The organism is Geobacillus vulcani PSS1, from assembly GCF_000733845.1.
Classification (GTDB): Bacteria; Bacillota; Bacilli; order Bacillales; family Anoxybacillaceae; genus Geobacillus; species Geobacillus vulcani.
In genome coordinates this window covers 1439970-1464207 of the sequence record NZ_JPOI01000001.1, presented here as the reverse complement: position 1 = coordinate 1464207, position 24238 = coordinate 1439970, and the positions used below count along the sequence as shown (strand labels likewise).

The following is a 24238-nucleotide window of genomic DNA, read 5'->3' as shown; positions in this document are numbered from 1 at the left end:
CCGCCCCTTCTGTTTACGCACAGTAGACATTTGTATTTTTATAGTAGACATTATAAAAGACGATCGGCCATTTGGCAACGAAAATTTTTGCACCGAACGATGTGCCCGCGCCCACCGCCGCCGCGGAAAACCTTACGCCGGCCGATTCACCGGCGTCAACGGCGGCCTTCCTTCAAGCACGGCAAGGATGTTGTCGCGCGCCAACGTCATCATCGCCCGCCGCGTTTCGTACGTGGCGCTGCCGATATGCGGCAAGGCGACGACATTCGGCAGCGCCACGAGCGGGTGATCGGCCGCAACCGGCTCGTGTTCAAACACATCCAATCCCGCCGCGGCGATCTCCCCTTGAACGAGCGCCTCATACAGCGCCTGTTCATCGACGACCGCGCCGCGCGCCGCGTTAATGAAAATCGCCGACTTCTTCATTTGCCGAAACGCCTCGCGGTTGAACAAATGGCGCGTCTCGGGCGTGAGCGGCGTCAAACAGACGACAAAATCGCTCTCCGAAAGCAAATCAGCAAACGGCCGATAGACGGCGCCAAGCTTCTCTTCCGCCTCCGGACGTCGGGAGCGGTTGTAATACAAAATGTTCATGTCAAACCCTTTCGCCCGCTTCGCCACCGCCTGGCCGATGTTTCCCATGCCGACGATGCCGATCGTTTTATGATGGACGTCGGCTCCGGCGAGCAAAAACGGGCTCCAGCTTTTCCATTTCCCTTCCTTCAAAAATTCAGCCGCTTCCACGAGGCGGCGGGCGGTGGCCAATAAAAGCGCAAACGTCAAATCGGCCGTCGTATCGGTCAACACGCCCGGCGTGTTGCACACGACAATGCCGCGCTTCGTCGCCACTGGAACATCGATGTTGTCATACCCCACTCCCATGTTGGCAACGATTTTGAGCGCCGAACCAGCGGACAAGACGGCTTCATCAATCGAATCGGACACCATCGGCAAGATGGCCGTCGCCCGCTTGGCCTTTTCCACAAGCACATCGTGCGGCACGGCCACGTCCTCATGCGGCCACATGTCGACCTCGGCGGTGGACAAAAGCGGCTCGACCACGTCCTCGGGCAATTTCCGCGTAATGAATATGTACGGCTTCGTCATGATGCAGCCCCTCACTTTGTTTTTTTCTAAATCTTATCACAACTTTAGACGAAAAAAAACGGAAAGTTGTCCGTGGATGTCATCGACAGGGAAGCGGGCGTTTGTTCGTTTTGGCCAAAAAAAGTGGGAAGTTGTCTTCCCTTACGTTACGCCGGCGGCAGCCACTCGACTGCCGGCAGGCGAATGTGGCTCGAGATGCCAGCGATCTTGGCAAACGCGGCCAAAAATCGTTCATATTCATGCGATCGATCGAGCAGGCGCCGCAGCTCTCCCTCCCGCCTTGACCGTTCGCTCTCGTCCGCAGCGATATAGTACGCCTCGACACATTCAAAATATGAAAGTGGAAACAACAACCTTCCGTAAACGAGCCGCCAAGCAAACGGCGACAGCCGCGCCGCATGTTCATACTCTTGAAAAAACTGACGCACCGCCCGCTGGCAGCCAAGTCCGCTCTTTTCGTATAAATGGCGCACCCATTCTGCCAAATCCCGGGCGCAATGGTCATACACCCAATCGGTCGGCAGCTTCGCTTCGATCCCCCCAACCCACTCCGCCTTGGGGAGACGCTCATGGCAAAACGCCGCGTAATCGATGCGTCCCGGTTCTTCGTCAATCTCCGTATCCGCCACGTATTGCACCGCGTTTTCCGCCAAGCCTAAATAATACGGGAACGATTCGATAAACAGACAATCAAACGGCGACGACGGCCCGGAAGCGAGCTTGCTCGACCAAAACGCCTCCATTTGGTCGATCCGCTTCGCCCACAGCTCCCGCCACTGGCCGATGCGCCGGCAGGCGATGATCGGCCATGGACATGTTCTCCCGCATTCATGCATCACCGCCAGTTCCCTTCCGAGCGAACGAAAGCGAGCCGCCGGAAGCGGAGCGCGAACGAGCACCAACGGCTGTCCATGATAGGGGGCGATATACGTTCCGGACGTCGTTTTGACCAGCTCTCCGACTCCGTCCACTCCTTTTGCCCGCAAATAGCGGCTCATTTGCTGGCGTTCTTCCATCTCGGCTTCGTTCCGTCCATCAGCGGGAACGAGCAAAAAACGCCCTTCTTTATGCCAAAACGCTGTATGCCTCCCTCTTCGCTCCACCCGCTCGACGCGCATGCCGTACTGTTCACGCACCCATTCTTCCATCGCTAAACCTCCTTATGTGCCGAAACGATCCATCCCGCCCATTCCGCTCCGTCGTCTTCCCCCATCGATGCCCCCAATTCCGCCCCAGCGCGAAACAGGGCCGTGCGGGGCCGGCAACCATACAGCCGCGGAAAAAGGGGCTATTTTTTATATATGCGCGCGGGCGCCAAAAAAGCCGGTGAGCATTTTTCTTTATATGACGGACTGATTTATGAGATGATACATATATATAGAAAACGACTTTCTAAAAAGAAACAGGTGAAACCCATGAGCATGAACAATCTCGAACAAACCGCCCGCCGTTGGCTGGAAGAACGCGGAGTGACCGTGGAAAAAATCGCAGAGCTCGTTTATTATTTGCAATCAAAATATCATCCCGATTTAACGATGGACGAGTGCATCGAAAACGTCAACCGCGTCATTTCCAAGCGTGAAGTGCAAAACGCAATTTTAACCGGCATCCAATTGGATAAACTGGCGGAAGACGGCCGGCTCGATGAGCCGCTGCAGTCGATCATCCGCCGTGATGAAGGGCTGTATGGCGTCGACGAAATTTTGGCGCTGTCGATCGTCAACGTATACGGGTCGATCGGGTTTACGAACTATGGATACATCGATAAGCAAAAACCGGGCATTTTACAATATTTAAATGATAAATCGACCGGCAAATGCAACACGTTTTTGGACGACATCGTCGGCGCCATCGCCGCGGCGGCGTCAAGCCGCCTGGCGCATCGGGCCGCCAATGCGGAATAACGCCGACGCCGCCTATGCGCGTTCTCCGTCCGCACAGACAACATGAAACGCCGCCTTGCCTTTTTTGGCAAAGCGGCGTTGTTTATAAGCGTTCAAGCCATTCCAAAAGCGAATCGGCCGTATACGTCGGCTGCCGTTCATAGCGGGCGAGCATGTCTTTTGTCGTAACGCCCGTATGGACTAAAAGCGTATCGATGCCGGCGTTCATGCCGGCTAAAATATCCGTTTCATAATAGTCGCCGATCATCAGCACGTCCTCCTTCGGGACGCCGAGCACTTTAAGCGCCTGCTCCATAATGATTTTTTCCGGCTTGCCGATAAACGTCGGCTGCACCTGCGTCGATACGGCGACAACCGACGTCAGCGCCCCGTTGCCCGGAAGCAATCCGCGCTCCGTCGGCAAGGCGATGTCGCCGTTGGTGGAGATGAACATCGCTCCATTTCGAACCGCAAGACAAGCGACAGCGAACTTTTCATATGTAATTTGCCGGTCAATGCCGATGACAACAACATCCGCCTCTTCCCCGGCAAAGCGGAATCCTTTCGCCGCCAAGGCGGTTTGGAGCCCTTCTTCACCGATCATATACACAGAAGCATCCGGTTTTTTTTCAAAAATATAATTCGCCGTCGCTTGGCTTGTCGTAAACACATGCTTCTCCTCGGCCGGCACGCCGAACGAACGCAGTTTTTCCGCCACTTGCGCCGGTGTGCGCGACGAATTGTTCGTGACAAACAAATACGGAATGCCGCGGCGGTGCAGCTCGTTGACAAACGTCCGCGCCTCAGCGATGCATTCCGCGCCGCGGTACATCGTTCCGTCCAAATCGATGAGGTAACCGTTGTATCGTTTCAATGCATTCGCTCCCCTTTCCCGCCATCAATTGCGAAACGCCGACACCGGGCCAAGCTCGCTTTCAAGGTAAGCGCGCACCGCCTTCGGATACGCTTCAAGCGCCGGCAAATGTTCGTTCAGATCAGCGAGCAATTTCGCATGATCGACGCGTGCATATTCGTGCACAAGCATTTTCCGATGGGCGATGAACGCTTTCAATCGGTCGGCATCCGCAGTTGAAATCACTCGTTCATCCGCCAAAATGTCGATGATGTCGTTGTAGCTTCCCGGGTCGCGCATAATGAACCCGTCGATCATGGCGTTGCCGACGTCCAACACCGCCTCGATGACGACATGAGCGATCCGCTCGAGCGCCAATTGCCGGAGCGGTTCGTCCCAACGTTCTTCCGCCTTGTAGAGAGCCATCATTTGTTCCATGTAGCTGAGCGTTTCTTCCAGCTTTTTGCGATCAACAAAATACATCCGTCATCCTCCTCGTTCCTTTGTGCGATTTGCCTTCTCCCGTTTTCACCGACCATCTGTTATGATGAACGTAGACGGACGAATAAGGGGGCTTGAAGATGAGTGAACGGTTCTACTTATACGATGACACCGTCGAAGCGGCCGTCCGCTTCGTCAGCTTTGTCGGCGAGCGGCAGCGGTTTGATTTGGCGCTCATCGAAACGGATCGTTTTTACGGAAAGTGGCTTGTGCTCGACTTGCAAGGCAACCGCTTTGCCATTCTCGGGCGCGACGATTTAGAGGAGCCAGGCTATATCGAGCACGCTTATCAGCTTCATGAACAAGATGCCAACGATTTGCGCGCTTTTTTAGAGGAATATCTCTCATAACCTTCCTCGGTTTCGGGCATCTTATGAAACAACCCACGAGCGAAGGAAGGTGAGACGAATGGCGGAACGGGAAACATACGCCGATTTTTCCGCCGTTGAGAAACAGCGCCATTTCTTGACCGCTGAAGAGTTCCCAGAAGGGCCGTACGGCTCGCCGCGCCGCGATGACGCGCCGGTCGAAAACAAAAGCACGCCTTGGCAAGAAGGACAGCGGCATTACAGCGCCTTCAACTACGAGTTCAAATCGTTCCACCAAAACATTCCAAGGCGCGACCCAGCCGCCCACCCGCCGCACGATGATCCGCGCAGCAGCGAACAGTTTCCGTACAATGAAACGGAAGAGCAGCCTTGACATTCAGCAGGGCAGCGAAAGAAACGGAGCAGCCGCCCAGCCTATGGCGGCTGCCGCGTTTGCCGTCTCGCCATGCGGCAGCGATGAGGAATGTCGCGCCGTCTTTTGTCTGTCCGCGAGTCATCTTCCCGCCTTGCGAGCCCTTCGCCGCACAGCGGTTTCTTGCTCCCGCCTCTTCTCCCGCGCCGCCGCGGTCCGCTGGCGCGGTTATCGTTTCACCTTGCGCAACACAAAGTACGCGCAACCGAAATTGCAATATTCATACAAATATTCCGACAACGTGCTGATTTTCGTATCGTACGTCGCTTTTTGGTTATGGTCATCAAAAAAACCGCGCAGGCGGAGCTGGTTGTACCCCCAGTCCCCGACGATGTAGTCGTACTTCGCCAAAATGTCCGCGTATCGAGCGCGAAAGGCTTCTTCATTAAAGGCGTTTTTCACATTTTCCACCAGCTCGTAACAATGATTGTTAATGCAAATCACTGTTCTCACCTCGCCTTTCCACTTCCATCATAAACGATGCATCGCACCCAATCAATTACTGTCATCAAACGAACCTCCCGGTGCCACCCTAAAAGCGAAGGGGGTGCTGACGATGAGACAACCATGGCTGGCCGTTGCGTTCGGGACGGCCCTCGCCCTCGCCGGCTGCGCGCAGACGGCTCAGGACGAAAACACCGACATTTACAAGCGGAGCGGCAACACGATCAATGTCACCGACCGCAACGAGCTGTACAATGAAAACGGGGTGCCCAACGGCGATGACACGCCGATGAATAACTTCGGCTACGTTCGCCATCAAAAAAGCCCGATCCTCGGCGATGCAAACGGCTATAACGACATGCCGTCCTTCAACCGCGAGAAAGCAGCGGATTTGATCAGCAAATTGTGCACCCAGCTGCCGGGCGTGAAAGACGTCGCCACACTCGTCACGGATGAGGAAGTGCTCGTCGTGTATGACGCGGACACGAGCAACCGGCAGCAAACGGCCGATCAAGTGAAAAAAACGGCGCTTTCCGTCGTTCCCCGCTACTACCATGTGTATGTCGCCGACAATCCACAGCTGATGAAGGACATCGAGCGCTTCGGGCGCCTTGATTCGAACACACGCAACATCGATCAAATTCTCGATGCCACGATTCAGCGGATGTTGAAATATCCACAAGGAAAAAAACTGAGCGACGGGGAAAATGAAAACGGCGAAATGATCAACGAAACCAACGATGAACTGGACCGCGATTTCCGCGACGGCACGCCGCGGGCGACAAAAGCGGAACGCTGAGGAAAAGAAACGGTCTGCCTTCGTTATGAAAGGCATGACCGTTTCTTCGCGTTCATCTGGCCGGAATGATGCTTTCAGCCGCTGAAACAACGCTTGCTTTTGCGCCGTTCGTTGGATGTTACGCTTTCAACTGCCGCGCTTTCGCCGCTTCATTCACCTGCTCGTCAGCATGGTACGAGGAGCGGACGAGCGGACCGGCTTCACAATGGCTGAACCCTTTGCTTAACGCGATTTCTTTCAGCTCTTGAAACTCGTCCGGGTGGTAATATTTCACGACCTTCAAATGTTTTTTCGTCGGCTGCAAATACTGGCCGATCGTCAAAATATCGACATGGTTGGCGCGTAAGTCATCCATCGCTTCAATGATTTCCTCTTTCGTTTCCCCAAGGCCGACCATGATGCTCGACTTCGTCGGAATGTCCGGCTGCAGTTCTTTCGCGCGCCGCAAAAACTCAAGCGAGCGCTCGTACGTCGCCCGCGCGCGCACTCTTGGCGTCAGGCGGCGCACCGTTTCAATGTTATGGTTCAAAATATCCGGGCGGGCGTCCATCAAAATTTTTAAGTTTTCATACACCCCGCCCATATCCGACGGCAGCACCTCGATCGTCGTGAACGGATTTTTCCGGCGGATGGCGCGCACCGTTTCGGCGAATACGGCCGCTCCGCCGTCTTTCAAGTCATCGCGGGCGACAGCGGTGACGACGACGTGCTTTAAGTTCATGATGCGAACCGATTCCGCGACGCGTTCCGGCTCCTGCCAATCGAGCTCCGTCGGCAGCCCGGTTTTGACGGCGCAAAAGCGGCACGCGCGCGTGCAGACGTTGCCTAAAATCATAAACGTCGCCGTCCGCCGAACCGCCCAGCATTCGTGAATGTTCGGACACTTCGCCTCTTCGCACACGGTATGTAAACGGTTTTCCCGCATGAGCTTCTTCAACCCGACATAATGCTCATTCGTATTCAGCTTAATTTTCAACCAGTCCGGCTTGCGGACATGTTCTTCTTTTGTCGCCATCGTTCTCACTCCACTTGTCGAGGATTGTTCATTTTTCATTATAAATGAAAAGCGCGGAAAAACAAAAAGAAATCGCCCAGTCAAGCGAGTTTCCTCCTTTTTACATTTATGAAACGGGCGTTTCTCTCCAAACTAAACAGTAGGAAACGGGCGGAAAGGGGGAATACGCGTGCATCGATGGCTTGCCGCCATATCAGCGGCAGCGGTGCTGTGGATCGCCGCTGGAGCGGCTTCCGCGGCAGAACAGGAAGAGGCGGTGTATGAAAAGCGAATGGAGCTGTACAAAAAAGCGGAAGCCGTCTCCTTGATTCCATGGTACTACTTCGCCGCCATTGACCAGTATGAGCGAAATATCCGGCACGTGCGCCGCGATTTGCCCAAACCGACCGGCGTTCTCGGCATTTACATCAGGCCGGACATATGGGCTGGGCCGCTGAACAAAAACCCGCACGATACGAATCCGTTCACCATCTCCCAGTTCGGCGGCCTTGGCGTGGACGGTGACGGCGACGGCCATGCGCGGGCGGATGATGATGACGACGTCATCATGGCCATAGCCCGCTATTTGCAGACGTACGGCATCGACCATCGCCAGATCAAAATCGCGCTTTGGAACTATTACCAACGCGCCAAGACGGTCGACCTGATTTTAGGAAAAGTAAAAATTTATAAAAAGTATCAGACATTGAAATTGGACAACCATGTGTTTCCACTTCCGTTGCGGGCGAATTACAGCTACCGCGATACGTGGGGTGATGCGCGCGGCTGGGGCGGGCGGCGCATTCATGAAGGAACCGACATTTTCGCCGGCTACGGGGTTCCGGTCCGCTCGACGTGCTACGGCATCGTCGAATTGAAAGGCTGGAACAAATACGGCGGCTGGCGCGTCGGCATTCGCGACATCAACAACACGTACCATTACTTCGCCCATTTGAACGGCTTCGCCGCCGATCTTCGCGAGGGACAAATCGTCGAACCGGGAACGATCATCGGCTCGGTCGGCAGCTCCGGCTACGGCCCGCCCGGCACGGCGGGGAAATTTCCGCCCCACCTTCACTACGGCATGTACAAAGACAACGGCTACACCGAATGGGCGTTTGACCCGTATCCGCACCTAAAAGCGTGGGAGCGGGCGGAGCGGCAACAACGGCGCCGCTAGAAAAGCCAAGTGAGCTGTTTTCCGTCAGGCGGCGAGGAGTGATTGAACGAGTTTGGGGATCGGCTCAACCCGAAAAACGGTTCAACGCCGCATATCATTTCACGCGTCTATGCCGCCATAAGAAAAGGGGCTGATCCAAAACGCGAGTGCGTTTTGGATCAGCCTTAAGACCGAACAACCGCCTGCTTCACAGACCCGTATATGGGCCTGGAAGCGGCGTGGTTCGGTCGCCCGACAGTCGATCAAATACTCGGTAAAAACTCCAAATGGCATCTATACAGCCGCTGCAAATACAGGGCTCCTTCTTCCTCTGCCCACTGATTTCAAAGCATTCGGACCGCCTTGCATACATCCCCGTCTTCCTCTGCGGGCCGCTCTCAATGCCCGCCCAAATACGCCTGCTTCACTTGTTCACTCGCCTGCAGCTCAGCCGCCGTTCCCGACAAGACGACGCGGCCCGATTCGAGGACATAGGCGCGATCGGCGATCGAGAGGGCCATATGGGCGTTTTGCTCGACAAGCAAAATCGTCGTCCCTGACTCATTGATTTCCTGAATGATGCGAAAAATCGTCTTGACAAGCAGCGGTGCGAGCCCCATCGACGGTTCGTCAAGCAAAAGCAGCTTTGGACGAGCCATGAGCGCGCGGCCGATGGCAAGCATTTGCTGCTCGCCGCCCGAGAGCGTGCCGGCCAATTGCTTGCGCCGCTCCTCAAGGCGGGGAAACAGCTGAAAGACTTTGGCAAAATCTTGTTGAATGCCGTCTTTGTCTTTGCGCAAAAACGCACCGAGCTCCAAGTTTTCCTCGACCGTCATGTTGGCAAACACCCGCCGCCCTTCCGGCACATGGGAAATGCCTTGCTTCACGATCCACTGCGCCGCCTTGCCGGCGATCGAGGCCCCTTCGTAGACGATGTCGCCGTTTTTCGGCTTCAACAGCCCGGAGATGGTTTTCAGCAGCGTCGTTTTGCCGGCGCCGTTTGCGCCGATCAGCGTGACGATTTCACCTTTGTTCACCTCAAGCGACACACCTTTTAAGGCATGAATGTTGCCGTAAAACACATCGATTCCATCTACTTTCAACACGTCACGACACCTCCTCGCCAAGGTAAGCCTCGATCACTTTCGGGTTGCTGCGCACTTGTTCCGGCGTGCCTTCGGCGATCAGCTGGCCGTGATCCAACACGTAAATGCGCTCGCATATGCCCATCACAAGCGACATGTCATGCTCAATCAACAAAATCGTCAAGGCAAACCGTTCGCGAATGAACGCGATCAACTTCATCAATTCTTTCGTCTCTTGCGGGTTCATGCCAGCGGCCGGCTCGTCAAGCAAAAGCACCTTCGGCTGCGCCGCCAGCGCCCGGGCGATCTCGAGCCGCCGCTGCTGGCCGTACGGCAAGTTTTTCGCCTTCTCATGCATGACGCCGTCAAGCTGGAAAATTTTTAAGAACTCGACCGCCTTCTCTTCCATTTCCTGTTCGCCGCGGAAATGGGAGGGGAGACGGAGAATGGAGCTCAGCATCGAATGGCGGGCGTGCGCATGGTAAGCGACTTTCACGTTATCCAAAACCGACAGCTCGCCAAACAGGCGAATGTTTTGAAACGTGCGGCTGATCCCTTGGCGTGTAATTTTATACGGCGGCAGGCCGTTCAACGTCTCGCCGTCAAGCAGAATCCGCCCTTCCGTCGGCACATACACGCCCGTCAACAAGTTAAACAGCGTCGTTTTTCCTGCGCCGTTCGGGCCGATGAGCCCGATGAGCTCCCCTTGATACAGCTCCATCGTTACACCAGAGAGCGCCTTCAGCCCGCCAAACTGGATGCCGACGTTTTCCGCCTTAAGCAACGGTGTTTTTGCCGCCATGGTTCATTCCTCCCTGCGCTGCCTTCCGCCATTTGAAGAGCGAAGATAGTTCTTTCGTCCCCATCAGCCCGGTTGGACGGTACAGCATCACCAAAATCAGCACGATGCTGTAAATGATCATCCGTGTTTCCGGATAGTTTTGCAAGAACGTCGAAACGATCGTCAGCAACACCGCCGCGACCACGGCTCCGGATAGGCTGCCGAGCCCGCCGAGCACGACGAAAATCAAAATGTCAAACGATTTTAAAAAGCCGAAGTTCGACGGCTGAATGATGTAAAAGTGATGCGCGTACAGCGCCCCGGCGATGCCGGCGAAAAACGAACCGATCGCGAACGCCGCCACTTTGTAATACGTCGTGTTGATCCCCATGGCATCGGCGGCGATTTCATCCTCGCGAATCGAGATGCACGCCCGTCCGTGCGTCGAGTTCGTGAAGTTGGCGATCACCAAAATCGTGACAAACAGGCAGGCGAACACCCACGGCCATGTCGTCATATGCGTCACCGTCATGCCGCTCGCCCCGCCGACGTAATCGATGTTCAAGAGCGCGATGCGGACAATTTCGCCAAACCCAAGCGTGGCGATCGCCAAGTAGTCCCCTTTTAAGCGCAAGCTCGGCACGCCGATGATGAGTCCGGCGAGCATCGCCGCCACCCCGGCGGTCAAGACGCCGACCGCAAACGGCAGCTGCAACTTCATCGTCATGACGGCTGAAGCGTAAGCGCCGACGGCGAAAAAGCCGGCATGTCCAATCGAAAACTGCCCGGTGATGCCGATGATCAAGTGAAGGCTCGCGGCCAGCATGACATTGATCGCCATGAAAAAGAGGGTGTTCACATAAAACACATTGAGCGTCCCGCTTGCAATCAACCACTCGACAACAGCGAAAAAGGCGAAGGCCAGTATGACGGAAACCCAAAATCCACGAGTCCGCTTCCAAGTTGCCATTGTCCCCTACCATCCTTTACACTTTTTCTCGTACGTTCTTGCCAAACAATCCGGCCGGCCGGAAAATGAGAATGAGAATTAAAATGACAAACGCCACTCCGTCGCGCCAGAGCGAGTAGCCGAGCCCGCTGACGAGCGATTCAATGACGCCAAGCAACAGCCCTCCGACCATCGCCCCGGGAATGATGCCGATTCCGCCTAACACGGCGGCGACAAACGCTTTCAAACCGGGAAGAATGCCCATCAATGGCTCGATTTTTGTATAATAAATGCCAAAAATGACGCCGGCCGCCCCCGCGAGCGCCGAACCAATGGCGAACGTGGCCGAAATCGTGTTGTCGACGTTGATTCCCATCAACCGGGCCGCTTCCGCATCATGGGAAACAGCGCGCATCGCTTTCCCGATTTTTGTCCGGTGAACGATGAACTGAAGAAGGATCATCAAAACGAGGGACGTGCCGAGGATGAACAGCGACTGGCTGCTGATGACAACCCCAAACAACTCCAAATTCCGGTCCGGCAGCAGCGTGCTCGGATACGCTTCCGGCTGAGCCCCGCGCAAATAAATCGTGACGTACTCAATGAGCAGCGAAACGCCGATCGCTGTAATGAGCACCGCAATGCGCGCCGCATGGCGCAATGGCTTGTACGCAATCCGCTCGATGATCATCCCAAGCACGGCGCAAGATGCCATCGCCAGCAAAAGCGCCGGAAAGAAGCCAACGCCAAGCATCGTCACGGCATAAAATCCGACGAATGAACCGACCATAAAGACGTCGCCATGGGCGAAATTGATGAGCCGAACGATGCCGTACACCATCGTATAGCCAAGAGCGATGAGCGCATAAATGCTGCCTAGAGAAATGCCGTTCACGAGCTGTTGAATGAGTTCCATGATTGCACGCTCCTTAACGCAAACTCGTTTCTTGCCCAAAAGAAAGGCCGGACAGGGGGGCGTCCCCTAGGGTGCGCCCCCTCCCCGCCCCGATAGGCTCATTACGGATTGACTTTTGTTTTAAACTGTTGTTGCCCGTCTTTGTATTCCAAAATGGCCGCCGATTTGACCGGGTCATGGTTTTCGTTGAGCGTCAGCGTGCCGGAGACGAGCTGCAAATCTTTCGTTTTCGCCAACGCGTCTTTAATTTTCACTGGATCGGCGCTGCCGGCCCGTTTGATCGCATCCGCCAGGAAGTAGGCCGTATCATAACCAAGCGCGTTGAACGCATCCGGCGCTTTGTTGTATTTCGCTTTGAAGGCTTTTACAAACTCTTGGATTTTCGGATCCGGGTCGCCCGACGAATAATGGTTCGTGATGTACGTGTTGTTCAAGGCATCTTTGCCTGCGATCTCGACCAGCTTCGGCGAATCCCAGCCGTCGCCGCCCATGATCGGCACGTTCAAGCCAAGCTCGCGCGCCTGCTTGACGATGAGGCCGACTTCTTCATAATAGCCCGGCAAGAAAATGAATTCCGGATTCGCCGATTTAATGCGCGTCAGCGTCGCACGGAAATCAGTGTCTTTCGCGACATACGCTTCCTCCGCAACGATTTTGCCGCCGCCTTGGGTGAACGCGTCTTTAAACGAAGCGGCCAGCCCTTTCGAATAGTCGCTCGAGCTGTCGATCAACACCGCCGCGTTTTTCACTTTCAGTTCGTTCAACGCAAATTTGGCCGCCACCGTTCCTTGGAACGGGTCGATGAAGCACGTCCGGAAAACGAACTCATTTACTTTGCCGTCTTTGTTCGTGATCGTTGGGTTCGTGCCCGTCGGCGTAATGAGCGGCACTTTATTGTCGTTGGCGACTTGCACTTGGGCAAGCGTGTTCGTGCTCGTCGCCGAGCCGATGATGGCAACGACTTTATCTTGGCTGATCAACTTGATCGCGCCGTTCGTCGCTTCGGCCGCTTCCGATTTGTTGTCGACTTTCACCAACTCCAGCTTTTTGCCGTTGATTCCTTCTTTGTTGATTTCCTCAAGCGCCAAGTCAAGCCCTTCAGCGATCGACTGGCCGTACGAAGCGACCCCGCCCGACAGCTCGAGGTTGGCGCCGATTTTAATCACATCGCCGCCCCCGCCTCCACCGCCATTCCCGCCTGAAGAACTGCCGCCTTGCTGGTTGCCGCCGCAACCGGCCATGAGACCTGCCGTCAGCATCAATGAGAAAAAGACACCTGCTACTCTTTTTTTCTTCATTTCTTGTTCCCCCCATTGTTCGAAATGTTCTGTCACACCAGAGCGCACGCCTTTCTCGGCAGGCCATATCGGCAAAGTGCGCCTGCCGCCTTATGCGCTCATCCGCTGCGCCGGACAGCGCAGCGAAAGGGATCCCATGCCTTTCTTCCGATGCCGAACCAACCATTCCCCCTCTCAAACTGCTATGTAAATAATAAAACTATTTTCAATTTAATATAATATTACAAAATTTGCGGAGGCCCGTCTAGTTCTTTTCTATTTGAAAAACAAAAAAGCTGTTTCCTCTTGACAAACGTCAGAGAAACAGCCAAAGCCCTTCACCGGACAGAACGCTTTTTTTGCATAACATTTCCATGTTTCTGTCAAAACCATTCCCGACGGCTAACGCGGGCATCCGTCAACCTAACAGAACTATATATGCAACGAAGAAGGTGAACAGATCCTTGACGGAAAAGCGGTTTGTCCATTTTCGACTGTCGAAGGCAAGCCGCAGGCTTGCCTCCGTCACGCCAAGGCGTGACGGAAGGCCGAACAACCGCCTGCTTCACAGACCCGTATATGGGCCTGGAAGCAGCTTGGTTCGATCGCCTGACAGTCGATCCAATCCTCAGTAAAAACTCCAAATGGAAACGCTTCAAATGGCATCGATATAGACAACGAGAGGAGGAAAGGGCATTCTTCCCCCACTTACTCATTGGGCTTCGCCCTTCCCATTCGTTGAAGTGGGGGTCTCCTGCGCTAATCATGATGAAAAATGAGGCTCAATTTGAAAAACCTTATAAACTCCGCTCTTCTCTCGAATCAAGAACGATCGATTTAGGAAAATGACGGCCGCCGGATTTCTAGAGGCACGCATGGACAGCCTTTCCCGCTACCTCTTCGGAAGCTGGATGGACGGGCCGACTTGACCGCCGTTTTTGTTGTAAAATTGCGGCACTTCTCCCGGAATAAAGCGCATCACAACGGGAATATCCGTTGTTACATTGGAAATTTTCGAGGCAAAAGGAATGACGACTTGGATGTCGACTGATACATGAATGTCAATTTCAATAAAAAAACTGTTAATATCATAGGCTCGAATTTCTTTCGTGACTTCCGAGTTGACGTTGCCGACGATCTGAAACTGCACCGGAATGCGCGGGCCGAGGTTGGCCAAGAGTACATTATCCGTGATTTGTCCAAGCGGAATGTAATAAATGATGCCGCGGCTGTTTCCCGTTCCGGATTCGACTTCGGGAAGAACCATCCGTTCAATCCGTCCTTCTGTCGCCGCCTTTAAGCTTTCCATCACATGATCATCCGTCTCCGATAAGATGCGGTTGATCACCGCGGTGTCAAAATCAACTGACACAATTTTGCCGCTTTCGTCCTTCTGAACCGTGACCAGCTGTCGAAATTCAGGGTTGTCTTTTTGAAACTGCTGCTCAATGGCGTTATTGATCACCAAGTTGGCAATCCGCTTTGTTTCTGTTTCGGCAATTTCCATGAGCACCGGCTTGATGCCCTTATTGACAATCCAAAGGCTTACCGCCGTCGAGAACATAAAAAAAACGAACGTCAATAAAAACACATAGCGGAACGGGAGCGGCCCTCTCCGCACGAATCGGGGGCGCAACAAAATGAAAATCCCTCCTTTACAAGCTATATGTATGCTTGCAAGGAGGGAGAATTTCACCGCATTTTCAACAGCGCGTCTTTTCCTTTCATTCCCTGTTCAATGCCGAGCTCCAAAGCGGCGACTGTCACCGATTCCAGCGGCGCCTCGAGCAACTGTTCAATCGTGCGCACCCCGACCGCCCGCCCGGCGATAATGCCGCGGTCACGCAATTTTTCATTCAACAGCGCCACATCGAGCGCCCCGCACATAATGTACCCTTTTTCACTCGCCACCGCCAACAAATTCGTTTTCGGCAGCTGGACGGACACCGCAATAAACGGATGCCCATCAATGATGATCGGCTTGACTTCCACCATCGCCGCAGTCACACTCCTTTCCATACTCCAATGTATGAAGCATGGAAAAAGAAGTGCCTGCCTACCGGGCCAATTTCCAGGCAAGAAGATCGCGCAAAAACTCCGGCATGTAATACGTTTTCTCCGCCGCCCGCCGAATTTGCGGATAAAAATGGCCGATCGCAAACATATCGGTCGTCGCCACCTCATACGTACGCTCCGGATCAAGCGGTTCACCGTTGATCCTAATGCCGCGGATATGCCATTGGCCGTCCTCCTCGAGTTCGGTCTCGATGTCCACGCCGTCGTACACCATTTCCCCCATCACTTCGCCGCGAAAGCCGAACCCTTTAAACTGCAAATGCTTCATCCGCTCCGTATTCGCCTCGATCATAATTTCTTTGAGCTCCGCCCCGCGCAGCTTCACTTTGCACGGGTTAAGCGGATGCGGGCAAATGCGGTGCAAATCTTTTTTTGTCACCGGCCCTTTCGACAGCGGCTCAAGCAGCACGCCGGCGTTGACCATGCCGATGTCCGCCTGGCACCATTCCCGCAAGGCGGAAGCAAGCACATGCGCGAGCGGCGACGGAGCAAACCAGTTGATCGGCAAATCCTCTTCGAGTTCGGCGACCCGTTCCGCCTCAAGCTGCGCCAAGCTTTCCTGCTCGAGGCGTCGAAGACGGCGCTCCACCTCTTCCGAGCGCGGCAGCGCCGCGACATCGACGACCGCCGCCGACGTCCGCGCCAAGCGCCCATCTTCAACCTCGAGCTTGACGACGCCGACGTACTGTCCATATTTTCCAGCCGCGCAAAGGAGCGCCCCGTTGACTTGTTTCCCTTCCGGAAACAGATGATGGGTGTGGGCGCCTAAAATGACATTGATGCCCGGAATCTCAGCGGCCATTTTTTCATCATCATGCACGCCGAGATGGGACAAGACAACGACGCAGTCCGCCTGCGGCTTCACCTCCGCCACCGCCGCCCGCAGCGTCTCAAACGGCGAAGCAACGGTCCAGCCGAGCGACTCGTAAAAATGCCGAAACGGAGCGGTCGCGCCGACGACCCCGATGCGAAACGTCTCTGTCGCCGGGATGACGGCATACGGCAACGCCCACGGCGGCCGCGCGCCGTCGCGGCGAAACAAATTGGCGACGACAACCGGAAACCGCGCCCGCTCGTAGAGCGAATCGAGTTCGCTGTAATCCAAGGTGATCCCTTCGTTGTTGCCGATCGTCACCGCATCATAGCCAAGATCGTTCAACAGGTCCACATTCGCCTTCCCCCGCGTCGCTTCGGTAATCGGGTGCACGCGGTCGAGAAAATCGCCGACATCAAACAAAAGCATCGCCTCGTTGCGCGCGCGATGCTCCCTTCTGCGTTCCGACAAAAAGCGGGCGATTTGCGGCCAATGTTCAAAATGGCTGTGGACGTCGTTGGTGTGATAAAGATAGACGATTTGCTTCAATGCTCCCCCTCCTCCACTACGCCAGACTTTCCCATACAAGCCGAACCCCAAGCAGCACGAGCACGACCCGAAGCACGACGACAAGCGTTCGGCTCGGGATCCGCTTGTTGATCCATGCCCCCGTCTTCGCGCCGATCCACACGCCGGGGATGAGGGTGAGGACAAACGTCCATTTCACATTGCCCATCGTCACATGCGTCAGCGAACCGACGAGTGAAGACAAAAAAATCATCAACATCGATGTGGCGACCGCCACATGGGGCGGAAAACGAAAGAGCACGATCATCGCTGGAACCATCAACGAGCCGCCGCCAATGCCAAACAGCCCGCCGAAAAAGCCGACGACAAAGGCGATGGCAACCGCCGCCAGCGGTTGGTAGCGGTAAACAGAAACGTCCCCGTTCCGGTCGGTGTACGTGCGGACGACTTTCCGCCGCCACCATGACGCCGGCTGCGCCTGTTCCACCGCTGTTCGTTTGGCCCCATGTTCTTTCGCCGCCGCCGTCTCTGCCGCCGAGCGTTTTGTTTTCTTTTGGCTCAGCGACAAAAAGAGCGACATGGCGATTAAAAACAGCCCAAAGTACAACGAAAAATGCGCCACGCTCAGCGTATTGTTCACCCAGGCGCCGACGACCGCCCCCGGGACGCTGCCGAGACTAAACAGCAGCCCGCTTCGATAATCGACCATTTGGTCTTTCATGTACGACAACGTGGACGATAGCCCGTTGAAAATAATGACGACCAACGACGTGCCGACCGCGACTTGCGGCGTCACCGCCGACAGCCAGCCGAGCGCGCCGAAAAACAAAAGCGCCGGCACGATGATCACCCCGCCGCCAAGGCCGGCCAAACTGCCGACCGTTCCGGCCATAAAGCCAATCAATGCAAGCAACGCATAAGACATCTCCCCGTCTCCCCCATCTCATCGCTTCAAAATAAATCGAGCTGCCGCGGCGCAAGGCCTGCATATTCAATACCGAGCAGGTCGATCAGCTGCTTCGCATTATCGGCGGCATCGCCGCCGGAGTTGTTGTTAAACAGCACATAAATGTTGTCCGTCTTCGCCTCGAGCGCCCGGATGCGATCTGCCCATTCGCGCAGCTCGCGCTCATTGTAGCGGTATAAATAACGGACGGCCCGCCAGTTCTCGCCGGCCGTCGCCTTGTTCCAGCCGTGCACGTTGCGGCCGTGCAGGCGGATCAGCGTCTTTTCGCGATTAGTCGGATGCAAAACGGTCGGCACCGACCCTTCCCCCGCCTGCGGCTCGTCGCAAATGCTGTGAATCCACCCTTCCTCTTCCATAAAGCGAAGCGTCTTTTCGCGAAAGCGCGGCGAAAACCATGATTGGTGCCGAAATTCAAGCGCCGCCGGCACTTCCCCCATCCGCGCCTTCACCCAGCGCAAGTACGCGACATGCTCGCGCCGGCAGTCAAACCACGGCGGAAACTGAAACAGCACCATCGCCAATTTTCCCGCTTCTTGAAACGGCGCGATCGATTCCAAAAACGCGACAACCATCTCTTCCTTGTTTTCATATGGAATCGGGCCGCGCTCATGTCCGGTCATCCCTTGATAGGCCTTCACGATAAACTGAAACGACGGCGGCGTCTCGCGAATCCATTTTTCCACGTTCGCACGCGGCTGAATGGCGTAAAAATACGAATCGACCTCCACCGTCGGAAAATGCGCCGCATATTCCGGCAATTTATCTTTCGCCGCCAAACCGGGCGGATAGAGGCTGTCATGATCGCCCCAGCCGGTCAGTCCGATGTAAATCATGGCCATCACCAATTCACTCCATTTCCAACTATCTTCACTATACCACAAGTGCGACTGCCTTAAAATCAAAACGCCTGCTGTCCATGCGGCCGACACTGGCGGGCGAGGCGTTGGAGTTTGTCCAGCCGTGCCAAGAGAAAAACCATGATTGAAATGAGTCCAAAACTGCTCTACAATGGTATTCGCAAAAAATTCTAACAATATCATAACTGGAAAGGCGGCGATCCCCATTGATCCATCTCTATTCATTCATGATGTTGTCTATTTTTTTGATTGTGCTGCCGGGGCCCGATACGGCGATTGTTACAAAAAACACTATTTCGGTCGGGAAAATCGGCGGATTGAAAACCGCTTTTGGAGTTTGTTGCGCCCTTTTTATCCATACCGCTGCGGCGGCTTTAGGGCTTTCAGCCGTCATTATGCAATCTGCCCTGCTGTTTTCGATCCTGAAGTATGTGGGTGCTGTGTACTTAACGTATTTAGGTGTTAAGGCATTATATGGAGTCATGAAAAAAGGGGAAGCCCTAGGTGTAGAAACGGACATCAAAGGCGGAGGACAACATACTGCCTGCTTCAAGCAAGGGTTTCTGACCGATTTCTTAAATCCGAAAGTGGCAGCCTTTTTCTTAACCTTTTTGCCGCAATTCGTAGCACCGGGCTCGCACTCCTTTGTTCCGTTTCTCATGATGGGGGCGGCTTATACGGCGATGACCGCTATATGGTTTTTGTTTTACATTTCCTTCGTCCATTGTATTAGCGATTTCATGAAGCGGCCGAAAACGAAGAAATGGATCGAAGGAATCACGGGCGCGGTGATGATCGGGTTTGGCATCAAATTGGCGCTTGAAAAAGTCCAGCGCTAAACAGGAAGACGGAGCGCGGCGGAACAGAGCTGCTTGGCATGTGAAATCAATGACAGGGGAGCGCCCAAAAAAGAGCGCTCCCCTAAAGACATGAATCCCCCTTGAAGGAGTGAAATGGCCGGCAACACGGCAGCAACTTATTAGAGGGGCGGCCTTAACGTTTCCGGATATGCCATTCATCCAATTATTGAAAAGAATAAGCACGGCCGCTCCCCATTTTGTCATAATTGTGGATGTTTTGTGGGTGAAGCGCCCGCAAACGAACGCTCCATCCTTGATTCATCAAGCTTACCCAATGCTTCCTTCCATTTCGAACTTGATCAAGCGGTTCATCTCGACGGCGTATTCCATCGGCAGCTCGCGAGTGAACGGCTCGATGAAGCCCATGACGATCATTTCTGTCGCTTCCTGCTCGGAAATGCCGCGGCTCATCAAGTAGAACAGCTGCTCTTCCGACACTTTCGACACTTTCGCTTCGTGCTCAAGCGAGATGTTGTCATTTAAAATTTCGTTGTACGGAATCGTATCCGATGTCGACTGGTTGTCAAGAATGAGCGTGTCGCATTCGATGTTCGAGCGCGAACCGGACGCTTTGCGGCCGAAATGGACCATGCCGCGGTACGTGACTTTTCCGCCTTGTTTCGAGATCGACTTCGAGACGATCGTCGAAGACGTATTCGGCGCCAAGTGGATCATTTTCGCCCCGGCGTCTTGGTGCTGCCCTTTGCCGGCGATGGCGATCGACAGCGTCAAGCCGCGCGCCCCTTCGCCTTTTAAAATGACGGCCGGGTATTTCATCGTCAGCTTTGAGCCGATGTTGCCGTCGATCCATTCCATCGTCGCGTTTTCTTCGCAGACGGCGCGCTTCGTCACCAAGTTGAAAACGTTGTTCGCCCAGTTTTGGATCGTCGTGTAGCGGCAGTACGCGCCTTTTTTGACGATGATTTCCACGACCGCGCTATGGAGCGAGTTCGTCGTGTAAATCGGCGCGGTGCAGCCTTCGACGTAATGGACGTGCGCCCCTTCATCGACGATGATGAGCGTCCGCTCAAACTGCCCCATGTTTTCCGAATTGATGCGGAAGTACGCCTGCAACGGCGTATCGACTTTGACGCCTTTCGGAACGTAAATGAACGAACCGCCCGACCAGACGGCCGAGTTCAAAGCGGCAAATTTGTTATCGGTCGGCGGCACGACTTTGGCGAAATACTCACGGAACAAGTCTTCGTTTTCTTTCAGCGCCGAGTCGGTGTCTTTAAAGATGACGCCGAGTTTTTCCAAATCCTCTTTCATGTTATGGTAGACGACTTCTGATTCGTATTGTGCGGAAACGCCGGCCAAATATTTTTGTTCCGCCTCTGGAATACCGAGCTTATCGAACGTCGCTTTGATCTCCGCCGGCACTTCATCCCATGAACGGCCCGATTTTTCCGTCGGCTTGACGTAGTAGGTGATTTCGTCAAAATCCAAGCTCGACAGGTCGCCGCCCCATTGCGGCATCGGTTTGCTGTAGAAGATGTCGAGCGCTTTTAAGCGGAACTCGAGCATCCATTGCGGCTCGTTTTTCATCCGCGAAATTTCTTCGACGACTTCGCGCGTCAGGCCGCGCTGGGCGCGGAAGACGGAGACGTCCTTGTCGACGAAGCCGTACTTGTATTCACCGATTTCCGGGGCTTTTTTCGCCATCTCGGTTCACCTTCCTTCATGTTCATGATTGTGCAGCCCTTTTTCGAGCGCTTTCCACGCCAACGTCGCGCATTTGATGCGGGCGGGAAATTTGGAAACGCCTTGGAGCGCCTCGATGTCGCCAAGGTCAACGGAATCGTCGTACTCTTTGCCTTGGATCATGTCGGAGAAAATGTGGGCGAGCCGAAGCGCCTCCTCCACCGTTTTTCCTTTGATCGCCTGCGTCATCATCGACGCCGACGACATCGAAATCGAACAGCCTTCCCCTTCAAACTTGACGTCGGCGACTCTTCCGTCTTCCACTTTCATTGTCAAGTGGATGCGGTCGCCGCACGTCGGGTTGTTCATGTTGACATCGACGTTCGTGCCCTCAAGCACCCCGCGGTTGCGCGGGTTTTTATAATGATCCATAATGACTTGGCGGTAAAGCTGGTCCAACGGATGGTTAGAAGACATGGCTGAAGTACTCCTTCGCTTTCTGTAATGCGGCGATGAACCGGTCGATTTCCTCTTTGGTGTTGTACAGATAGAAGCTCGCCCGGGCGGTCGCCGTCACGTCAAGCCACTTCATGAGCGGCTGGGCGCAATGGTGGCCAGCGCGGATGGCGATGCCTTCGGCGTCCAAAACGGTCGCCACATCGTGCGGATGCACACCGTCGATGTTAAACGTCACCAGCCCCGCCCGCTCCTTCGGTCCGTAGACGGTGACGCCTTCGATATCCGCCATTCGTTCAAGCGCGTATTGCGCCAGTTCATGCTCATGGGCGGCAATCGCGTCCAAGCCGACTTGCTCGAGGAAATCGATCGCCGCGCCAAGGCCGATGGCGCCGGCGATGATCGGCGTGCCGCCTTCAAATTTCCACGGCAGCTCTTTCCACGTCGAGTCGTACAGCTCGACAAAATCGATCATTTCACCGCCGAATTCCACCGGTTCCATCTGCTCAAGCCATTTCTTTTTGCCATATAATACGCCGATGCCCGTCGGCCCGCACATTTTATGGCCGGAAAACGCCAAAAAGTCGCAATCGAGTTCTTGGACGTCGATCTTCATATGCGGAGCGCTTTGCGCTGCGTCGACGACGACGATCGCCCCGCGTTCATGGGCGATGCGGGCGATCTCGCGAATGGGGTTGATCGTGCCGAGCACGTTCGACACATGGACGATGGCGACGATTTTCACAGCGGGCGTCACCGTGGCCTCCACATCGCGCAAATCGATCGTGCCGTCTTCCTGCAGCGGAATGTATTTCAGCGTCGCGCCCGTTTGCTTCGCCAGCTGCTGCCATGGGATCAAGTTGCTGTGATGTTCCATGTACGTGATGACAATCTCATCGCCTTCTTTGACATGGGCGCGCCCGTAGCTTGAGGCGACCAAGTTGAGCGACGCCGTCGTGCCGCGCGTAAAGATGATTTCCTGAGCCGATTGCGCGTTTAAAAAACGCCGAACTTTTTCGCGCGCGCCTTCGTACGCGTCGGTCGCCTTCGTCCCAAGCGTATGAACGCCGCGGTGGACGTTCGAGTTGTACTCGCGGTAGTAGCGGTCAAGCGCTTCAATCACCGGCAACGGCTTTTGCGATGTCGCCGCGCTGTCAAAATAGACGAGCGGATGACCGTTGACATTCTGATGCAAAATCGGAAACAACGCGCGAATTTCGTTCACATTCATGATTGAACTTTCCTTTCAATCACTTCAATTAATTGATTTTTCACGCCTTCAATCGGAATCGCCTCGACAACCGGCGCCAAAAAGCCGTGGATGATGAGCCGTTCTGCGTCGCGCCTCGGAATGCCGCGGCTCATCAAGTAATACAATTGAATGGGGTCGATGCGGCCGACCGACGCCGCGTGGCCCGCCATGACGTCGTCTTCATCGATCAACAAAATCGGGTTCGCATCGCCGCGCGCTTTTTCGCTCAGCATCAGCACGCGCGACTCCTGCTCAGCGTTTGATTTCGACGCACCGTGCTCGATTTTGCCGATGCCGTTGAAAATCGAGGTGGCGCTGTCGCGGACGACGCCGTGCTTTAAAATCGTTCCTTCCGTATGCTTGCCGTAATGGATGACGCTCGTCGTCACGTTTTGCACTTGCTCGCCGCGGCTGACCGCGACCGTTTTCGCATCGCCGATCGAACCATCGCCGACGAGGCGGGTGATGTTCTCGGAAACGGTATTCCCGTCATTCATCAACCCGAGCGCCCATTCGATCCGCCCGTCGCGCCCAGCGATGCCGCGCCGGTTGACGTACGTCGTCGTGCCTTTCGCCAAGTGGTCGACCGCCGCGAAAAAGACGCTTGCGTTCGCTTCGGCAAACACTTCAGCGACAACGTTGACGACCGCTTTTCCTTCCCCGCTTGCCGATACATAGTTTTCAACAAACACGACGCGGCTGTTGTCTTCCGCGACAATGATCACGTGGTTAAACAAGGCGATGTCGTCTTCATCTTGAATATAGACCGCCTGAAGCGGCGTTTCGATTTCGACGTTTTTCGGGACATAGACGAACACGCCGCCGTTAAACAGCGCAGCATGGAGAGCGGCGAGGCGGTGCTCATCCGGCTTGACCGCCGTCATCCAATAGCGCTTCAGCAAATCGCCATGCTCGCGCGCCGCCGTGAACATATCGGTGAAAATGACGCCTTTTTCTTTTAATTCAGCCGAAAGCGACACATACGCCGGCGTATGGTTGCGCTGCACGTACAAGTTTTTCGTCCCTTCGCCCGCCTCGATGAGCGCCTTGACCGCTTCCGGCAAGCCGTTCAAGTCCGCATACGGCGCGCTGTCGACCGCATGGCGGGCGAACTCGGTGAAATTCCATTTATCAATTTTCGTCTTCTCCGGTTTCGGAAGCGGCAGCCGCTCCGCCAGCGCAAGCGCCTCAAGCCGCCGCGCCGTCAGCCAGTCCGGCTCACCATGCCCGCTTGAGAACGTGCGGACGTACTGTTGGTCGAATGGAATTTTCGTTTCTGTCGCCATAGTCCTCCT

The 24238-nt window shown here is 54.9% G+C and carries 26 protein-coding genes; 6 read left to right on the top strand and 20 right to left on the bottom strand.

The window, feature by feature from the left end; all coding sequences use genetic code 11:
* Positions 1-132: 132 nt before the first annotated feature.
* Together N685_RS0107820 and yutH are read right to left on the bottom strand one after the other, a co-directional pair.
* Complete coding sequence (locus N685_RS0107820; protein ID WP_031407333.1) at positions 133-1107, bottom strand: 2-hydroxyacid dehydrogenase; 975 nt, start codon at positions 1105-1107, stop codon at positions 133-135.
* A 146-nt stretch (positions 1108-1253) separates the two neighbouring features.
* Positions 1254-2255 (bottom strand): spore coat putative kinase YutH, encoded by a 1002-nt coding sequence (gene yutH / locus N685_RS0107815; RefSeq protein ID WP_031407331.1) that lies wholly within the window; start codon positions 2253-2255, stop codon positions 1254-1256.
* Positions 2256-2528: 273 nt separating this feature from the next.
* Here yutH and N685_RS0107810 point away from each other — a divergent pair, with 273 nt between their 5' ends.
* The gene (locus tag N685_RS0107810) at positions 2529-3011 is read left to right on the top strand and encodes a phosphatidylglycerophosphatase A family protein (RefSeq protein ID WP_031407329.1); all 483 of its coding nucleotides are present in this window, start codon (positions 2529-2531) and stop codon (positions 3009-3011) included.
* 82 nt (positions 3012-3093) lie between these two features.
* Here N685_RS0107810 and N685_RS0107805 read toward each other — a convergent pair whose 3' ends face one another.
* Positions 3094-3864, bottom strand: coding sequence for a TIGR01457 family HAD-type hydrolase (locus N685_RS0107805; protein WP_031407327.1), 771 nt, complete (start codon positions 3862-3864; stop codon positions 3094-3096).
* A 24-nt stretch (positions 3865-3888) separates the two neighbouring features.
* On the bottom strand, positions 3889-4326 hold the full coding sequence (gene hepT, locus N685_RS0107800; RefSeq protein WP_031407325.1) for a type VII toxin-antitoxin system HepT family RNase toxin: 438 nt from the start codon (positions 4324-4326) through the stop codon (positions 3889-3891).
* Between the two features lie 98 nt (positions 4327-4424).
* Here hepT and N685_RS0107795 point away from each other — a divergent pair, with 98 nt between their 5' ends.
* Both N685_RS0107795 and N685_RS0107790 read left to right on the top strand, forming a co-directional pair.
* On the top strand, positions 4425-4694 hold the full coding sequence (locus N685_RS0107795) for a DUF3055 domain-containing protein (RefSeq protein ID WP_031407323.1): 270 nt from the start codon (positions 4425-4427) through the stop codon (positions 4692-4694).
* Positions 4695-4752: 58 nt separating this feature from the next.
* Entirely contained in the window at positions 4753-5046 is a 294-nt protein-coding gene (locus tag N685_RS0107790) for a hypothetical protein (RefSeq protein WP_031407320.1), read from the top strand.
* Positions 5047-5253: 207 nt separating this feature from the next.
* Here N685_RS0107790 and N685_RS0107785 read toward each other — a convergent pair whose 3' ends face one another.
* Positions 5254-5529 carry a YutD family protein gene (locus N685_RS0107785; RefSeq protein ID WP_013144326.1) on the bottom strand — a complete coding sequence of 92 codons (276 nt, stop codon included), beginning with the start codon at positions 5527-5529 and terminating at the stop codon, positions 5254-5256.
* A 112-nt stretch (positions 5530-5641) separates the two neighbouring features.
* On the opposite strand from N685_RS0107785, the gene N685_RS0107780 reads away from it, so the two are divergent.
* Complete coding sequence (locus N685_RS0107780) at positions 5642-6328, top strand: YhcN/YlaJ family sporulation lipoprotein (RefSeq protein WP_031407317.1); 687 nt, start codon at positions 5642-5644, stop codon at positions 6326-6328.
* A gap of 118 nt (positions 6329-6446) precedes the next feature.
* On the opposite strand, the gene lipA is transcribed toward N685_RS0107780, so the two are convergent.
* Positions 6447-7343 carry a lipoyl synthase gene (lipA, locus tag N685_RS0107775; protein WP_031407315.1) on the bottom strand — a complete coding sequence of 299 codons (897 nt, stop codon included), beginning with the start codon at positions 7341-7343 and terminating at the stop codon, positions 6447-6449.
* Positions 7344-7512: 169 nt separating this feature from the next.
* Here lipA and N685_RS0107770 point away from each other — a divergent pair, with 169 nt between their 5' ends.
* Positions 7513-8502: a M23 family metallopeptidase gene (locus N685_RS0107770; protein WP_031407313.1), complete on the top strand. Its 990-nt coding sequence runs from the start codon at positions 7513-7515 to the stop codon at positions 8500-8502.
* Between the two features lie 377 nt (positions 8503-8879).
* On the opposite strand, the gene N685_RS0107760 is transcribed toward N685_RS0107770, so the two are convergent.
* The 10 genes from N685_RS0107760 to N685_RS0107715 form a co-directional block, all read right to left on the bottom strand.
* A complete protein-coding gene (locus N685_RS0107760) occupies positions 8880-9587 on the bottom strand; it encodes an ABC transporter ATP-binding protein (RefSeq protein ID WP_031407311.1) in 708 nt (235 codons plus the stop codon).
* A 1-nt stretch (position 9588) separates the two neighbouring features.
* Complete coding sequence (locus N685_RS0107755) at positions 9589-10368, bottom strand: ABC transporter ATP-binding protein (RefSeq protein ID WP_031407309.1); 780 nt, start codon at positions 10366-10368, stop codon at positions 9589-9591.
* Complete coding sequence (locus N685_RS0107750; RefSeq protein ID WP_031407307.1) at positions 10343-11317, bottom strand: branched-chain amino acid ABC transporter permease; 975 nt, start codon at positions 11315-11317, stop codon at positions 10343-10345. The genes N685_RS0107755 and N685_RS0107750 overlap by 26 nt, the downstream gene beginning before the upstream one ends.
* A 16-nt stretch (positions 11318-11333) precedes the next feature.
* Positions 11334-12212 (bottom strand): branched-chain amino acid ABC transporter permease, encoded by an 879-nt coding sequence (locus N685_RS0107745; protein ID WP_031407305.1) that lies wholly within the window; start codon positions 12210-12212, stop codon positions 11334-11336.
* Between the two features lie 101 nt (positions 12213-12313).
* Positions 12314-13510 carry an ABC transporter substrate-binding protein gene (locus N685_RS0107740; protein ID WP_031407303.1) on the bottom strand — a complete coding sequence of 399 codons (1197 nt, stop codon included), beginning with the start codon at positions 13508-13510 and terminating at the stop codon, positions 12314-12316.
* Between the two features lie 871 nt (positions 13511-14381).
* Entirely contained in the window at positions 14382-15128 is a 747-nt protein-coding gene (yunB, locus tag N685_RS0107735) for a sporulation protein YunB (RefSeq protein WP_031407301.1), read from the bottom strand.
* 53 nt (positions 15129-15181) lie between these two features.
* Entirely contained in the window at positions 15182-15484 is a 303-nt protein-coding gene (locus tag N685_RS0107730; RefSeq protein WP_031407299.1) for a YunC family protein, read from the bottom strand.
* A gap of 61 nt (positions 15485-15545) precedes the next feature.
* On the bottom strand, positions 15546-16928 hold the full coding sequence (locus N685_RS0107725) for a bifunctional metallophosphatase/5'-nucleotidase (protein ID WP_031407297.1): 1383 nt from the start codon (positions 16926-16928) through the stop codon (positions 15546-15548).
* A gap of 16 nt (positions 16929-16944) precedes the next feature.
* Positions 16945-17832, bottom strand: coding sequence for a sulfite exporter TauE/SafE family protein (locus N685_RS0107720; RefSeq protein WP_031407295.1), 888 nt, complete (start codon positions 17830-17832; stop codon positions 16945-16947).
* 26 nt (positions 17833-17858) lie between these two features.
* Entirely contained in the window at positions 17859-18707 is an 849-nt protein-coding gene (locus N685_RS0107715; protein WP_031407293.1) for a DUF72 domain-containing protein, read from the bottom strand.
* A 251-nt stretch (positions 18708-18958) separates the two neighbouring features.
* On the opposite strand from N685_RS0107715, the gene N685_RS0107710 reads away from it, so the two are divergent.
* Positions 18959-19570 carry a LysE family translocator gene (locus N685_RS0107710; RefSeq protein ID WP_407059692.1) on the top strand — a complete coding sequence of 204 codons (612 nt, stop codon included), beginning with the start codon at positions 18959-18961 and terminating at the stop codon, positions 19568-19570.
* Between the two features lie 288 nt (positions 19571-19858).
* On the opposite strand, the gene sufB is transcribed toward N685_RS0107710, so the two are convergent.
* From sufB to sufD, 4 genes are read right to left on the bottom strand one after another with little or no spacing between them, the layout of a single operon-like run.
* A complete protein-coding gene (gene sufB / locus N685_RS0107705; RefSeq protein WP_015375743.1) occupies positions 19859-21256 on the bottom strand; it encodes a Fe-S cluster assembly protein SufB in 1398 nt (465 codons plus the stop codon).
* Between the two features lie 6 nt (positions 21257-21262).
* Positions 21263-21712 carry a Fe-S cluster assembly sulfur transfer protein SufU gene (gene sufU, locus N685_RS0107700; protein WP_031407288.1) on the bottom strand — a complete coding sequence of 150 codons (450 nt, stop codon included), beginning with the start codon at positions 21710-21712 and terminating at the stop codon, positions 21263-21265.
* Positions 21702-22922 (bottom strand): cysteine desulfurase, encoded by a 1221-nt coding sequence (locus N685_RS0107695; RefSeq protein WP_031407286.1) that lies wholly within the window; start codon positions 22920-22922, stop codon positions 21702-21704. The genes sufU and N685_RS0107695 overlap by 11 nt, the downstream gene beginning before the upstream one ends.
* Positions 22919-24229, bottom strand: coding sequence for a Fe-S cluster assembly protein SufD (gene sufD / locus N685_RS0107690; RefSeq protein ID WP_031407284.1), 1311 nt, complete (start codon positions 24227-24229; stop codon positions 22919-22921). The genes N685_RS0107695 and sufD overlap by 4 nt, the downstream gene beginning before the upstream one ends.
* Positions 24230-24238 lie beyond the last annotated feature (9 nt).

Coding starts and splice junctions, on each gene's coding strand:
- N685_RS0107750 (WP_031407307.1), bottom strand. CDS start 11,317: ATGGCAACTTGGAAGCGGACTCGTGGATTTTGGGTTTCCGTCATACTG.
- N685_RS0107790 (WP_031407320.1), top strand. CDS start 4,753: ATGGCGGAACGGGAAACATACGCCGATTTTTCCGCCGTTGAGAAACAG.
- hepT (WP_031407325.1), bottom strand. CDS start 4,326: ATGTATTTTGTTGATCGCAAAAAGCTGGAAGAAACGCTCAGCTACATG.
- N685_RS0107795 (WP_031407323.1), top strand. CDS start 4,425: ATGAGTGAACGGTTCTACTTATACGATGACACCGTCGAAGCGGCCGTC.
- N685_RS0107820 (WP_031407333.1), bottom strand. CDS start 1,107: ATGACGAAGCCGTACATATTCATTACGCGGAAATTGCCCGAGGACGTG.
- N685_RS0107755 (WP_031407309.1), bottom strand. CDS start 10,368: ATGGCGGCAAAAACACCGTTGCTTAAGGCGGAAAACGTCGGCATCCAG.
- N685_RS0107780 (WP_031407317.1), top strand. CDS start 5,642: ATGAGACAACCATGGCTGGCCGTTGCGTTCGGGACGGCCCTCGCCCTC.
- yutH (WP_031407331.1), bottom strand. CDS start 2,255: ATGGAAGAATGGGTGCGTGAACAGTACGGCATGCGCGTCGAGCGGGTG.
- N685_RS0107695 (WP_031407286.1), bottom strand. CDS start 22,922: ATGAATGTGAACGAAATTCGCGCGTTGTTTCCGATTTTGCATCAGAAT.
- N685_RS0107745 (WP_031407305.1), bottom strand. CDS start 12,212: ATGGAACTCATTCAACAGCTCGTGAACGGCATTTCTCTAGGCAGCATT.
- lipA (WP_031407315.1), bottom strand. CDS start 7,343: ATGGCGACAAAAGAAGAACATGTCCGCAAGCCGGACTGGTTGAAAATT.
- sufB (WP_015375743.1), bottom strand. CDS start 21,256: ATGGCGAAAAAAGCCCCGGAAATCGGTGAATACAAGTACGGCTTCGTC.
- N685_RS0107710 (WP_407059692.1), top strand. CDS start 18,959: ATGATGTTGTCTATTTTTTTGATTGTGCTGCCGGGGCCCGATACGGCG.
- sufD (WP_031407284.1), bottom strand. CDS start 24,229: ATGGCGACAGAAACGAAAATTCCATTCGACCAACAGTACGTCCGCACG.
- N685_RS0107810 (WP_031407329.1), top strand. CDS start 2,529: ATGAACAATCTCGAACAAACCGCCCGCCGTTGGCTGGAAGAACGCGGA.
- N685_RS0107720 (WP_031407295.1), bottom strand. CDS start 17,832: ATGTCTTATGCGTTGCTTGCATTGATTGGCTTTATGGCCGGAACGGTC.
- sufU (WP_031407288.1), bottom strand. CDS start 21,712: ATGTCTTCTAACCATCCGTTGGACCAGCTTTACCGCCAAGTCATTATG.
- N685_RS0107715 (WP_031407293.1), bottom strand. CDS start 18,707: ATGATTTACATCGGACTGACCGGCTGGGGCGATCATGACAGCCTCTAT.
- N685_RS0107730 (WP_031407299.1), bottom strand. CDS start 15,484: ATGGTGGAAGTCAAGCCGATCATCATTGATGGGCATCCGTTTATTGCG.
- N685_RS0107740 (WP_031407303.1), bottom strand. CDS start 13,510: ATGAAGAAAAAAAGAGTAGCAGGTGTCTTTTTCTCATTGATGCTGACG.